This is a genomic window from Streptomyces sp. I05A-00742, assembly GCF_013055795.1.
GTDB lineage: Bacteria > Actinomycetota > Actinomycetes > Streptomycetales > Streptomycetaceae > Streptomyces.
Window position 1 is genome coordinate 12,386 of sequence record NZ_JABETO010000041.1, and the last position, 12,194, is coordinate 24,579.

General features: G+C 72.8%; 13 protein-coding genes. 6 read left to right on the forward strand and 7 right to left on the reverse strand.

Annotation, left to right across the window (positions count from 1 at the left end; translation table 11 throughout):
* Positions 1 to 200: 200 nt before the first annotated feature.
* Positions 201 to 1,064: a PHP domain-containing protein gene (locus HN013_RS27245; protein ID WP_171170792.1), complete on the reverse strand. Its 864-nt coding sequence runs from the start codon at positions 1,062 to 1,064 to the stop codon at positions 201 to 203.
* Between the two features lie 551 nt (positions 1,065 to 1,615).
* On the opposite strand from HN013_RS27245, the gene HN013_RS27250 reads away from it, so the two are divergent.
* Positions 1,616 to 1,951 (forward strand): hypothetical protein, encoded by a 336-nt coding sequence (locus HN013_RS27250; protein ID WP_171170794.1) that lies wholly within the window; start codon positions 1,616 to 1,618, stop codon positions 1,949 to 1,951.
* Positions 1,952 to 1,991: 40 nt separating this feature from the next.
* On the opposite strand, the gene HN013_RS27255 is transcribed toward HN013_RS27250, so the two are convergent.
* Positions 1,992 to 2,633 (reverse strand): DUF6758 family protein, encoded by a 642-nt coding sequence (locus tag HN013_RS27255; protein ID WP_171170796.1) that lies wholly within the window; start codon positions 2,631 to 2,633, stop codon positions 1,992 to 1,994.
* A gap of 116 nt (positions 2,634 to 2,749) precedes the next feature.
* Positions 2,750 to 3,367 carry a suppressor of fused domain protein gene (locus HN013_RS27260; RefSeq protein ID WP_171170798.1) on the reverse strand — a complete coding sequence of 206 codons (618 nt, stop codon included), beginning with the start codon at positions 3,365 to 3,367 and terminating at the stop codon, positions 2,750 to 2,752.
* 487 nt (positions 3,368 to 3,854) lie between these two features.
* On the opposite strand from HN013_RS27260, the gene corA reads away from it, so the two are divergent.
* On the forward strand, positions 3,855 to 4,961 hold the full coding sequence (corA, locus tag HN013_RS27265) for a magnesium/cobalt transporter CorA (RefSeq protein ID WP_171170800.1): 1,107 nt from the start codon (positions 3,855 to 3,857) through the stop codon (positions 4,959 to 4,961).
* Between the two features lie 15 nt (positions 4,962 to 4,976).
* On the opposite strand, the gene HN013_RS27270 is transcribed toward corA, so the two are convergent.
* Positions 4,977 to 5,864, reverse strand: coding sequence for a DMT family transporter (locus tag HN013_RS27270; RefSeq protein WP_312018728.1), 888 nt, complete (start codon positions 5,862 to 5,864; stop codon positions 4,977 to 4,979).
* A 172-nt stretch (positions 5,865 to 6,036) separates the two neighbouring features.
* Between HN013_RS27270 and HN013_RS27275 the strand changes: the two genes are divergently transcribed.
* On the forward strand, positions 6,037 to 6,537 hold the full coding sequence (locus tag HN013_RS27275; protein WP_171170804.1) for a hypothetical protein: 501 nt from the start codon (positions 6,037 to 6,039) through the stop codon (positions 6,535 to 6,537).
* Between the two features lie 214 nt (positions 6,538 to 6,751).
* Here HN013_RS27275 and HN013_RS27280 read toward each other — a convergent pair whose 3' ends face one another.
* Positions 6,752 to 7,543 (reverse strand): hypothetical protein, encoded by a 792-nt coding sequence (locus HN013_RS27280; protein WP_171170806.1) that lies wholly within the window; start codon positions 7,541 to 7,543, stop codon positions 6,752 to 6,754.
* Between the two features lie 143 nt (positions 7,544 to 7,686).
* Here HN013_RS27280 and HN013_RS27285 point away from each other — a divergent pair, with 143 nt between their 5' ends.
* From HN013_RS27285 to HN013_RS27295, 3 genes are read left to right on the forward strand one after another with little or no spacing between them, the layout of a single operon-like run.
* A complete protein-coding gene (locus tag HN013_RS27285; protein WP_171170808.1) occupies positions 7,687 to 8,997 on the forward strand; it encodes a magnesium transporter MgtE N-terminal domain-containing protein in 1,311 nt (436 codons plus the stop codon).
* Positions 8,987 to 9,562, forward strand: coding sequence for a DUF1003 domain-containing protein (locus tag HN013_RS27290; RefSeq protein WP_171170810.1), 576 nt, complete (start codon positions 8,987 to 8,989; stop codon positions 9,560 to 9,562). The genes HN013_RS27285 and HN013_RS27290 overlap by 11 nt, the downstream gene beginning before the upstream one ends.
* A 42-nt stretch (positions 9,563 to 9,604) precedes the next feature.
* Positions 9,605 to 10,762 carry an Mrp/NBP35 family ATP-binding protein gene (locus HN013_RS27295; RefSeq protein ID WP_171170812.1) on the forward strand — a complete coding sequence of 386 codons (1,158 nt, stop codon included), beginning with the start codon at positions 9,605 to 9,607 and terminating at the stop codon, positions 10,760 to 10,762.
* Positions 10,763 to 10,835: 73 nt separating this feature from the next.
* Here the strand turns inward: HN013_RS27295 and HN013_RS27300 are convergent, their stop codons facing one another.
* Positions 10,836 to 11,603, reverse strand: a complete 768-nt coding sequence (locus HN013_RS27300) for a hypothetical protein (RefSeq protein WP_171170814.1) — start codon at positions 11,601 to 11,603, stop codon at positions 10,836 to 10,838.
* Between the two features lie 115 nt (positions 11,604 to 11,718).
* Positions 11,719 to 12,162: a sec-independent translocase gene (locus HN013_RS27305; protein ID WP_171170816.1), complete on the reverse strand. Its 444-nt coding sequence runs from the start codon at positions 12,160 to 12,162 to the stop codon at positions 11,719 to 11,721.
* Positions 12,163 to 12,194: the final 32 nt, after the last annotated feature.

The following is a 12,194-nucleotide window of genomic DNA, read 5'->3' on the forward strand; positions in this document are numbered from 1 at the left end:
AGGGCCTTGCGGTGCGGTGCTGGGAGGAGGACGTGGGAGACGAGGGCGACGCGGAAGGTCGTCGGACGGGAAGGGCAGAAGCGGGGAGCCGTGCCGAACGGAAGCGCGCCGTTTCCGTACGGCGCACGGATGCGCGCGGAAGCCCGGACACCGTCAGGAGTGCCCGGCCCGCGCTGGGTGCCTTCCGGGGTGGTGCGGGATCAGCCGCCCGCGCCCGGGACGGGGAACGCGCCCGTCGCGCGGCGCGTGATCTCGCCGTAGATCTCGGGATCGGTGGTGAACTCGCCGAGTCCACAGGTCTTGTTGCGGCCGTGGTAGTCGCTGGAACCCGTGGTCAGCAGGCCGAGGTCGGCGGCGAGGCCGCGCAGCCGGGCGCGGGTGGGCGCGTCGTGGTCCATGTGATCGACCTCGACGCCGTCGAGCCCGGCCGCGGCCAGCTCGGCTATCGCGCCCTCGGGGACGCACACGCCCCGCTTGACGGCCATCGGGTGGGCGAGGACGGAGACGCCGCCGGCGGCCTTGACCAGGCGGACGGCCTCGAAGGGGTCCAGCTCGTGCTTCTCCGCGTACGCGCGGCCGCCGTTGCCGAGCCACTGCGGGGCGAAGGCGTCCGAGACGGTGTCGACCACCCCGAGCTCGACCATGGCCCTGGCCACGTGCGGCCGGCCGACGGCCCCGCCCGCGGCCAGCTCCGCCACCCGCTCCCAGGTGACCGGCACACCGAGTTCGCGCAGCCGGGCCACCATCGCCCGGGCCCGGGGCTCGCGGCCGCCGTGGACGAGCTCGCGCGCGCGGGCGAACTCGGGCTCGGCCGGGTCGAAGAGGTAGGCGAGCAGGTGCACCCCGATGCCGTGCCCGCCGCCGAGGCGGCAGGAGAGCTCCGCGCCGGTGACCAGCGTCAGGCCCGGCGGCAGCGCCGCGATGGCCTCCGCGTGTCCGCCGACGCCGTCGTGGTCGGTCAGCGCCACCACGTCGAGACCCGCCGCGGCCGCGTTGCGGACCAGCTCGGCCGGGGTGTCCGTACCGTCGGAGGCCGTCGAGTGGGTGTGCAGGTCGATGCGCACGACTCGGGCCTCCCAGCGCCACGGGCGAAAAGGTGAACGAACGGAACCGGATCAGGATAACCGTCGGCCATGGCCGTCCCGGCCGGTCCGATCCGGAGCCCCGGGCGGACCGGACACGACAGTTTGTACAGGGCGGCGACGTGTACAGGGCGGCGACCCGGCGGGGACCGGTGGACCACTCCCCCGCGATCCCCGCCTCCTCGTACGCGGCGAGCATGTCCCGCGCGTCCGCCCTGAGCCCGGGGACCGGGTCGCCGGCCGCGATGTCCCTCAGCAGCGGGACGTACCGCCCCGCCGGCGCGTAGCTCGTCGCGTAAACGGCCGCTTCGCGCAGGTCGTCCGCCGGATCGCGCAGCGCCTTCGCTACACGGGTGCAAGCGGCCTCGTCGGGCTCGTACGGGGACCCCAGGGCCAGCATCAGCAGCGCCCCGGCGCGCTCCTCCACGCTTCCGGCCCCGTCGTGGAGGGACATGAGCTCTTCGTGCGCGAACACGTCGAGGTGCTGCTCGGCATGGGCGAGGAAGGCCCGGCACTGGGCCGGAACGTCCGCGGTGACGAAGACGAACGAGCAGCACGTGGCGTCGTCGAGGCAGCAGGTGAGGCCGACGCCCGACGCGATGGCCCAGGTGACCTCGCGCAGCGTGCCGGCCTCGGGGTCGTCCTCGGTCTCGTCGGCCACGGCCCAGCCGAAGGCGGCCGCGTACCCCGCGACCTGCTCCTCGGCATGGGTCGCGGACCGCAGCACCAGCCGCCTCGACCTGTTCCGGAAAGCTGACATCCGCGTGCTCCGCACCCCTGGGGACAGCTCCCGCGCGGAACACCGCGAACGCGCGTTCGCGCCGGGGGCGGATCCTTCCCCCCGGCAGGCGCGCGGTCAACCGCCCTGACGAACCGGCTTCCGGAGGGGTCCCGTTCAGGAGGTCCCGTTCAGGGCGAGACGATCCAGGGCGAGAGCGCCCCGCAGGGCAGCAGGTCCACCTCGGCGCCCGCGTCGCGCAGATCGGTGAGGACCAGCTCGTCGTACATCAGCAGTCCCGACTGCTCGGGCCAGACGATCGCCCACAGCCAGAGCCCGCGTGCCTCGCCCGCGAAGACGGCCCGGTCGCCGGGGACGCCGGACACATGCCAGAGGGGGGTGGGCCGGCCCGCGGCGAGGACCTTGGCGTGGGGGGCGCGGTCGACGCTCAGATGGGGGCCGGGGTCGGGGCCGTCGATGCCGGCGTACCGGGAGCCCAGCCCGACCCCCAGCTCCTCGGCGACCAGCAGCAGCTCGCCGGGACCGCCGAGCGGCCCCGGGCCCGAGCAGGCGACCGCGGTGGCCCGGCCGCCGCCGCGGTCGTCACCGGCGCAGACGACGCCGGTGAACAGCCAGCCCACCGGCAGCGGCCAGGGCATCCAGACGGGGACCCGGGCCCGGTTGACGACGACGGCAAGCGCCTCGACGCTCGGCGGGACCACGGGCTGCAGAGGGTGCACGCTTCCGTGCACGGCGCACTGCCACGAGTCGGCGAAGAGACCGGGCGCTCGCACCCGGCCACCGCACTTCGGGCAACTGGGTTCGCCCCTCATAGGTTCCAACGGTCCTCCCAGGGCGCCGTCGCGTCAAGGACGATCACCCTTCCGGAGTGCCGCGCCCGCATGGGCGGTTAGGGCCCGTCCCACCCGTCCCCGCGGCCCCGTTCGCGTCACCCGAGCGGGACGCCCTGCCGCAGCGGGTCCCGCAGATCGGTGCCGTGCCGCAGCCAGCGCTCCTCCAGGGCGGCCGCGCCCTGGACGCGCTTCCACGCGGCCTCGTTGGGGGTCATCGGCAGCAACGGGAGGAAGCGGACGGGGTCCATGGGCTCGTCGAGCTCCAGGTCCTCGACCAGTCCTCCCGGCTCACCGACGAGGACGGCCGTGAACGGCGCTCCCGGCCAGAGCGGCCCGCCCGTGTCCAGGGACGCGCCGGGCGCCACGATCACGCCCTCCACCTGGGGCGAGGAGGCGAGCACGGCCAGCGGGCGGAGGACCTTGTCCGTGTCGGCGCGGCCCGCGCGGACGGTGAGGATCAGTTCGGCGCGGGGGCCGCGCACCGGGTCGGCCAGGGCGGCCGTGGGGTCGGTCATGGGCCGGTCCGACATGCCGAGAGTGACGTAACGCACAGCGGCCCCGCCATCGGACCCCGGGGCGTTCCCCGGCTCGGACACCGGGAAGCGGAGGACTTCGATGCGGTCGGTGCCGAGGAAGGTCACGGCGGCGCGGGCGTCCGGTTCCCCGAACACGGAGCGCATTTTGGCCTCGACCGACGCGAGAACGTCTGACATGGTGCCGAGCATAGAACGCGTATCGAACAGGCAAAGCGGGGGCTTGACGTCCCGGCGGCTGCTAGCCTTGGCCTCTGGTCAGGGAGTTACGTCCGTCCCTCAGCGGGGACCGGCCGGAGGAGGTGGGGCTGCGGTGGATCCTAGTCGACCGTGCAGTACCGACAGTTCTCCCGTCCCTCCGCTCCGGACGCGCGTCCTGTGATCCGAGTGATCTGAAGCCTTCCCCGGGCCGGTCACATCCGGCTCCCGGAAGTCCTTTCGCGCCCGCGGCTCCTGGCGGGAGAGCGCTGCCCTTACGCCCTCCTGCAAGCCTTCAGCGAAGTTCTCCGCGAACTGCCGCCGTCCTTGCGCAGCGCACGAAGCGCGGCCCGCTTCGTGGACGTACGCCTGTGTCCCGAGTCATGTGCCCCACAGGCCCGACGTCCCCGTTCCGGGCCGTGTTGCCCCGCGCTCCCGGCCGGCGGCCGGCCCGTGAATGGAGCCAGCCATGTCGATGATCCGTGACCTGCGCGCCGCGGTCCGCCCCGCCCTGCGGCGGTCCGGGGCCCCCTACGAGTACGACACCACCCGCGACGCGTCCGCCAACAGCGCCGTGGTCGACTGCGCCGTCTACCGCGAGGGCATGCGGGCGAGCGCCCCGTGCAGCCCGGCGGAGGCCATGCGGCGGGTGCGGGCCGAGGGCGGCTTCGTCTGGATCGGCCTGCACGAGCCGACCGAGCAGGAGTTCGCGGGCATCGCACGGGAGTTCAGCCTGCACCCGCTCGCCGTGGAGGACGCGGTCCACGCCCACCAGCGGCCCAAGCTGGAGCGGTACGACGACACGCTGTTCACCGTCTTCAAGACCATCCACTACGTGGAGCACGCCGAACTGACCGCCACCAGCGAGGTGGTGGAGACCGGTGAGGTGATGTGCTTCACCGGCGAGGACTTCGTCATCACCGTCCGGCACGGCGGCCAGGGCTCGCTGCGCGCCCTGCGGCACCGGCTGGAGGAGGACCCGCAGCTGCTCGCCAAGGGTCCTTCGGCGGTGCTGCACGCCATCGCCGACCAGGTCGTGGACGGTTACATAGCGGTCGCCGACGCGGTGCAGGACGACATCGACGAGGTCGAGATCGACGTCTTCTCCGCGCCCAGCAAGGGCTCCTCGCGGGGCGGCGACGCGGGCCGCATCTACCAGCTCAAGCGGGAGGTGCTGGAGTTCAAGCGGGCCGTCACCCCGCTGATGCGGCCGATGCAGCTGCTGAGCGAGCGGCCGATGCGGCTGGTCGACCCGGACATCCAGAAGTATTTCCGGGACGTCGCCGACCACCTCGCCCGGGTGCACGAGCAGGTGGTCGCCTTCGACGACCTGCTCAACTCGATCCTCCAGGCCAACCTCGCGCAGGCGTCCGTCGCCCAGAACGAGGACATGCGGAAGATCACGTCCTGGGCGGCGATCTTCGCGGTGCCGACGATGATCGCGGGCATCTACGGCATGAACTTCGACTACATGCCCGAACTGCACTGGAAGTACGGCTATCCGGCGGTGATGGTCGTCACGGTCACGATCTGTGTGACCATCCACCGCGGCTTCAAGCGGAACGGCTGGCTGTAGCGGCCGCGCGCCTGTTCAGGCGGGCGGCCGCCGCCGACGGTCCGCGCTGATCACCACGGCCAGCCCCGCCAGGATCACCGCGAGCGCCGCACAGGCGGCGACCGACGGCAGCTGCCCCAGCCAGAGCGCCGCGATCAGCGCCGCACCCGGTGTCTCCAGCAGGATGGCGGTCGAGGTGACCGACGGGCCGAGGCCCTTCACCACCCGGTTGACGAGCGAGTGCCCGAGCAGCTGCGCGGTGACCGTCAGCAGCACCAGCTGCCCCCACGCCCCGCCGTCGTACGGGCCGAGCGAGGCCCCCGACACCAGGCACGCCGCCAGCAGCAGCACGGTGGTGGTCGCGTAGCAGACGTAGGTGTACGGGACGGTGCTCACCGTCCGCCTGACCTCCGCCCCCAGCAGGACGTACCCCGCCGCCGCCATGCCGCCGGCCAGCGCGAGGCCGTCCCCGGCCAGGGCCCGCGGCGAGCTGGAGAGGTCCACGCCGGTCAGGATCACCACACCGAGGAACGCCAGCGCCGTGCCCGCCCAGATGAGACCGTGCTGCCGCTCCCCGCGCAGCCGCAGCAGGAGCATCGTCCAGATCGGGGTGGTGGTGACCAGCGCGGTCGAGGACGCCACCGAGGTCATGGCGAGACTCGGCAGCCACACCGCGAAGTGCAGCGCCAGCAGCGCGCCGCTCGCGACCGCCAGCAGCAGGGCCCGGCGGCCCATCGAGCGGAGCTCGGCGCGATGCCGCAGCAGAGCGAACGGGGTGAGCACGCCCACCGCCATCGCGTTCCGCCAGAACGCGATGGCGAGCGCGGGAACAGCCGTGATGTGCGCGATCAGCGGTGCGGAGAGAGCGAGAGCCGTGACGGCGATCAGCAGCAGGACGAGGTCAACCGTGACGGCCGACCTCACGGGGGCCGTGGCCGTGTTCGTGGCGGAGGATGCAGAAGGTGTCGTGGCGGCCTGGGACTGATCGGTGCATGAATCGCTCACGCGGCAAGCCTAGGCCGCAGCTTCGCTGCAGGTAACAGGAATCTTTGGCGCACGAGCGGGCGAACCCGGCGCACGTCATAGAGTTGGCGCCATGACGGAGACGCCGGCGCTCATCGAAGAGGCTGCCAAGAAGTCGGGCCTCATCTGGGTCCAGGGCCCCACCGGACCCAGCCGCGCCCTGTGGCACATCTGGCACGAGGGCGCCGCCCACCTCGTCGGCGGCCCCGGCGAGCAGCCCCTCGACGACCTCGGCCTGGCCGACGGCGGCACCGCCACAGTGACCGTCCGCAGCAAGGACAAGGGCGGCCGCCTCATCACCTGGACCGCCGCGGTGACCGAACTCGCCCCCGGCGGCGACGCCTGGACCGCGGCCGTCACCGAACTCAAGGGCAAGCGCCTCAACGCGCCCGACGCGGAGACGATCACCGAGCGGTGGGCGCGGGAGTGCCGCGTGCTGCGGCTGGCGCCGACGGGCGCGACGATGCCGCTGCCGGACGGGGCGCTGGCGGCGGTGCCGCTGCCGACGGTGGCTACGACGCGGCGGGCGATGCCTGCGGGGCTCCCGAAGCTGTTGAGGCGCGGGCGGCGTTGAGGTGCCCCGGGCCCGCCCTTTTACCGTTTCTGCGGGCGAGTGCCCCGCAACCCCCTTGAAACCGCGCTCCGCGCGGTTGTCCTCAATCGCCGGACGGGCTATTCAGCCCGTCCGGCGATTGAGGACGCGCGCCGCAGGCGCGCTCACGGGGGGGGGGCGGGGGGCACAGCCCTGCAGAAACGGTGAAAGGGCGGGCCCGGGGCACACCCCCCCATCAGCCCCCGGCAGGAATCCGCTTCCCGTAGTCCAACGTCTGCCCCTTCCCCGGCACCCGCAGAGCGAACGGCTTCCCCCACTCCGCGAAGTCCAACTGCCCCGCCCCACCCGCCCGTTGCACCCGCAGCGGATAGGGCGTCCCCATCAGGGACACGTCCAACGTCCCACCGGACCCCTTCTCGTCGCCCGCGTTGAGGCGGATGGACGGCGTCCCGCCGACCGTCCCGTGATCGCCGCGGATCAGCGTGCCGTGCAGGCCGAGCAGCCCGTCCAGCAGGACGTTCTTGTCGGTGAAGCCCCGCAGCTGCTGGTAGGAGGGGTCACCGGAGGGCACCTTGACGTACTTCCCGTTGAGCTTCTGGGCCGCTGTGGCGAGGTCGCCCTTGCCCTTCTTGCCGGCGGCCGGGGCGGGCACGGGATTGGGGCCGCCGGGGCGGCCGCCGGCGCCGCCGCGGGACCAGAAGGCGGCGTCGGCCTTGACGAAGAGGTCGTCGCCGACGCGCAGCAGCTCGAAGGAGACCTGGTCGGAGGTGACCCGCCCGGTGCCGCCGTCCTTCTTCAGCCGTACGTCGATGCGGTAGGTACGGCCCTGGCTGACGACGCTGCCGGAGAGATGGACGGCGTCGGCGCCGCGGGCGGCGTCCCGTGCCTTGTCCTGGATCGCCGCGGCGCGGAGTCTGCCCACGCCGTTGGTCCCCGCGTCGGGGTCCTCCTTGCCGCCGCAGGCCGTGAGGGCCGTGGACAGCCCCACGCACAGGGCCCCCACGAGAGCCGCGTTCCGGGTTCGCACCTGCTCCTGCCTCCTGTCACCACTGGATACGGCAGCGTACTCGCGCACCCTCCGCCCGGCGGCCCTCCCCCGGCGGCACACGGCCGGTCACGTTAGCCTGAACCGGACGACGGACGGGAAGGTCCGGGGAGGAGGTGCGCGGCATGGCGGCGAGCGTCCGCGTGTTCGTGTCGCACCTGTCCGGAGTGGCCGTCTTCGACCCGAACGGCGACCGGGTCGGCCGGGTCCGCGATGTGGTGGCGATGCTGCGGGTCGGCGCCCGCCCGCCGCGCGTGCTGGGCCTGGTCGTCGAGGTCGTCAGCCGGCGCATCATCTTCCTGCCGATGACCCGGGTGACGGGCGTGGAGTCCGGCCAGGTCATCACCACCGGCGTCATCAACATGCGGCGTTTCGAACAGCGCCCCACCGAGACCCTCGTCCTCGGCGAACTGCTGGACCGCCGGGTGCGGCTGGTCGCCACGGGCGACGAGGCCACCGTCCTCGACGTGTCGATCACCCAGCTCCACGCCCGCCGCGAGTGGGAGATCGACAAGGTCTTCGTCCGCCGCGGAAAGGGCGGGGCGCTGCGCCGCAAGGGGGAGGCGCTGACCGTCGAGTGGTCGGCGGTGACCGGTTTCTCCCTGGAGGAGCACGGTCAGGGCGCCGCCAGCCTGCTGGCCACCTTCGAACAGCTGCGCCCGGCGGACCTCGCCAGCGTGCTGCACCACCTGTCCCCCAAGCGGCGCGCCGAGGTGGCCGCCGCCCTCGACGACGACCGGCTCGCGGACGTCCTGGAGGAGCTGCCGGAGGACGACCAGATCGAGATCCTGGGCAAGCTCAAGGAGGAGCGCGCGGCCGACGTACTGGAGGCGATGGACCCCGACGACGCCGCCGACCTGCTCTCCGAGCTGCCCGAGGAGGACAAGGAGCGGCTGCTCACCCTGATGCAGCCGGGCGACGCGGCCGACGTGCGCCGGCTGCTGGCGTACGAGGAACGGACCGCGGGCGGTCTGATGACGACCGAGCCGATCGTGCTGCGGCCCGACGCCACCGTCGCCGACGCCCTCGCCCGGGTCCGCAACCCCGACCTCTCCCCCGCGCTCGCCGCCCAGGTGTACGTCTGCCGGCCGCCGGACGAGACGCCCACCGGGAAGTACCTGGGGACCGTGCACTTCCAGCGGCTGCTGCGCGACCCGCCGTTCACCCTCGTCGGCTCGATCACCGACACGGACCTGCGCCCGCTGCCCCCGGACACCCCGCTGCCCGCCGTGACCAGCTACCTGGCGACGTACAACATGGTCGCGGCGCCCGTGGTGGACGCCGGCGGCGCGCTGCTGGGGGCGGTCACCGTGGACGACGTGCTGGACCATCTGCTGCCGGAGGACTGGCGGGAGACGGAACTGCATGAGGGTGCCCTGGGTATGAGCGGGATGGCGGCGACGGACGGGCCGGGGGAGGCGAGTGATGGGCAGTGACCGCGGCCGTGAGCAGGCCGTACCGCGTGAGCGTGCGAAGGAACGATCCGCCGCCGTTCCCGCGGCCCCGCGCGTCCGGCTGGACCAGCCGCAGCTCAAGCGGCGGCGCTGGCTGCCGGAGTACGACCCGGAGGCGTTCGGCCGGACCTCGGAGGAGATCGCCCGCTTCCTGGGCACCGGGCGGTTCATCGTCTGGATGACGGTCGTCGTCGTGCTGTGGGTGGTGTGGAACACCACCGCCCCCGGCCATCTGCGCTTCGACCGCTACCCGTTTATCTTCCTCACCCTGATGCTCTCCCTCCAGGCGTCCTACGCCGCCCCGCTGATCCTGCTGGCGCAGAACCGGCAGGACGACCGGGACCGCGTCAACCTGGAGCAGGACCGGGAGCAGAACGAGCGGTCCATCGCCGACACCGAGTACCTGACGCGGGAGATCGCCGCGCTGCGGATGGGGCTCGGCGAGGTCGCGACGCGGGACTGGATCCGCTCCGAGTTCCAGGACCTGATCAAGGAGCTCGAACAGCGCCGGGTATTCCCCGAGGAGAGTGAGGAACGCGACCGCTGACGGCCTTACCCCGGTGTCGCCGGTCCGCCGTACCATCAGGACATGGCTACCCAGACCCCTGACACCGTCCCCGCCGAAGAGGCGGTGCGCGCCGCGCTCGCGACGGTGAACGACCCCGAGATCCACCGGCCCATCACCGAACTGGGCATGGTGAAATCCGTTGACGTCGCGGGTGACGGCTCGGTCGCGGTGGCGGTCTACCTGACGGTCTCCGGCTGCCCGATGCGGGAGACGATCACCGAGAACGTCCGCACGGCGGTCGCGGGTGTGGCGGGTGTCACCGGTGTGACGGTCGAGCTCGACGTGATGAGCGACGAGCAGCGGCGCGAGCTGGCAGCCTCGCTGCGCGGCGGGGTCGCCGAGCGCGAGGTGCCGTTCGCCAAGCCCGGCTCGCTGACCCGCGTCTACGCGGTGGCGTCCGGCAAGGGCGGCGTCGGCAAGTCCTCCGTGACGGTCAACCTGGCGGCGGCGATGGCGGCCGACGGGCTGAAGGTCGGCGTCGTGGACGCGGACATCTACGGCCACTCGGTCCCGCGCATGCTGGGCGCCGACGGCCGGCCCACCCAGGTCGAGAACATGATCATGCCGCCGTCGGCGAACGGCGTGAAGGTCATCTCCATCGGCATGTTCACCCCGGGCAACGCCCCGGTCGTCTGGCGCGGCCCGATGCTCCACCGGGCGCTCCAGCAGTTCCTCGCGGACGTCTACTGGGGCGACCTCGACGTCCTCCTGCTGGACCTGCCGCCGGGCACCGGTGACATCGCCATCTCGGTCGCCCAGCTGGTGCCCAACGCCGAGATCCTGGTGGTGACGACCCCTCAGCAGGCCGCCGCGGAGGTCGCCGAGCGGGCCGGCTCGATCGCCGTGCAGACCCACCAGAAGATCGTCGGCGTCGTGGAGAACATGTCCGGGCTGCCCTGCCCGCACTGCGACGAGATGGTCGACGTCTTCGGCACGGGCGGCGGCCAGGTCGTCGCCGACGGCCTCACCCGCACCACGGGCGCCACCGTCCCCGTCCTGGGCTCGATCCCGATCGACGTCCGGCTGCGCGAGGGCGGCGACGAGGGCCGGCCGGTCGTCCTGACCGACCCGGACTCCCCGGCGGGCAGCGCGCTGCGCGCCATCGCCGGCAAGCTGGGCGGGCGGCAGCGGGGGCTGTCGGGGCTCTCGCTCGGGATCACGCCGCGCAACAAGTTCTGACCCCGGTCCCGGTGCGCGGGCGGGCGCCCAGCCGTCGGCCCGCGTACGTATCGCGGTCCGTGCGCGTACGGGCTCAGGCCGCGTACGCCGCGATGTCCCCGATCGCCGAGAAGCCCATGCCGTAGGCGCTCATGCCGCGCCCGTACGCCCCGATGTGCACCCCGCCCGGGCAGCCACCTGCCCCGCAGGAGCCGCTGTCGCCGCAGGCGTGCGGGGCGGAGCCGGCGAGGACCCAGCCGTACTCGGACTCGCGGTAGCGGAAGTCGGCCGACACACCGTCCACCGGCAGGGAGAGCGTGGTCCAGGGGGCCTCGTCCAGGTGGTCCGCCAGCTCCCAGGCGAGGGCGGTCTGCTGGTCGAGCCAGTTCTGCCGCAGGGCCCGCTCCATCCGGACGGGCCAGGTGTACGAGAGCAGACCCGCGCCGGCGAGCCAGGCGGCCGAGGAGACCGAGGTGGCCTCCAGCACTCCGGTGCCGTCGGCGCTGCGGCGCACCGGGCGGCTGGCGACCGTCACGACGACGGAGAAGCGGTGCCCGGCCGAGAGTGTGCCGGCCTTGTCGAACCGGTCGGGTTTGGCGGGCTGTCCGGGGCGGCCCAGCGTGGGCTCCGCGCCATGGCCCGTCGAGCCGTGCTCCACCGTGCCGTCGGCCGCCGTGCCCACCTGCATCAGCCAGCGCCGTCCGGTGAACGCCTCGTCCAGGCCGTACCAGGGGAACGACGCCTGCAGGTAACCGTCGAGCGGCCGCCGGTCGCCGGGTGTCTCCGCGGGTCCTCCCCGGTCCCCGGAGACGGCCTCCCCGGCGGACGTTCCCGCCGTCACTGCCCGACTCGTGGTCTCCATCTGCGCGGCGCCTCCTCGTTGCCCCGTCGTCCCGGCCCGCCCGCTCCGGCGGGGGCCGTCAACCCGGACAAGGGGAGAATAGCCACCCGCGTCAATGGGGCACGGCAGGCGTGGCTCAGGTGGCGTCGGAGTCGAACGGAGGTCGCTCTCCCGGCTGGACGGGCCCCTGCTTCTTGAGCAGGTCGGGTCCGCTCTTCTTGAGCAGGTCGGGGCCGCCCGAGGTGTGCGGCTCCGGGTCCCTGCCGTTCACCGCGTCGGTGACCTCGGCCATCTCCGCCTTGAGGTCGAAGCCGTTGCGGATCTCCTTCAGCCCCAGCTCGTCCTTGTCCAGGACGTGCTTGCGGACGAAGGTCTTGGGGTTGAGGTCCTCGAACTCGAAGTCCTTGAACTCCGGGCCCAGCTCCGAACGGATGTCCTCCTTGGCGCTCTCGGAGAACTGCCGCAGCTTCCGCAGGGTGCGGGACACGTCCTGGATCATCTTCGGCAGCTTGTCCGGGCCGAAAATGAGCAGAGCGAGGACGACGAGCGCGATCAGCTCGGGAAGTCCTATGTCGAGCACCTGCAGCTCCTTGATGCGTGAACGGCCCAGGG

Excerpts from the sequence above, each read along its gene's own strand:
- corA (WP_171170800.1), top strand. The coding sequence starts at position 3,855 with ATGTCGATGATCCGTGACCTGCGCGCCGCGGTCCGCCCCGCCCTGCGG.
- HN013_RS27295 (WP_171170812.1), top strand. The coding sequence starts at position 9,605 with ATGGCTACCCAGACCCCTGACACCGTCCCCGCCGAAGAGGCGGTGCGC.
- HN013_RS27275 (WP_171170804.1), top strand. The coding sequence starts at position 6,037 with ATGACGGAGACGCCGGCGCTCATCGAAGAGGCTGCCAAGAAGTCGGGC.
- HN013_RS27255 (WP_171170796.1), bottom strand. The coding sequence starts at position 2,633 with ATGAGGGGCGAACCCAGTTGCCCGAAGTGCGGTGGCCGGGTGCGAGCG.
- HN013_RS27285 (WP_171170808.1), top strand. The coding sequence starts at position 7,687 with ATGGCGGCGAGCGTCCGCGTGTTCGTGTCGCACCTGTCCGGAGTGGCC.
- HN013_RS27260 (WP_171170798.1), bottom strand. The coding sequence starts at position 3,367 with ATGTCAGACGTTCTCGCGTCGGTCGAGGCCAAAATGCGCTCCGTGTTC.
- HN013_RS27300 (WP_171170814.1), bottom strand. The coding sequence starts at position 11,603 with ATGGAGACCACGAGTCGGGCAGTGACGGCGGGAACGTCCGCCGGGGAG.
- HN013_RS27290 (WP_171170810.1), top strand. The coding sequence starts at position 8,987 with ATGGGCAGTGACCGCGGCCGTGAGCAGGCCGTACCGCGTGAGCGTGCG.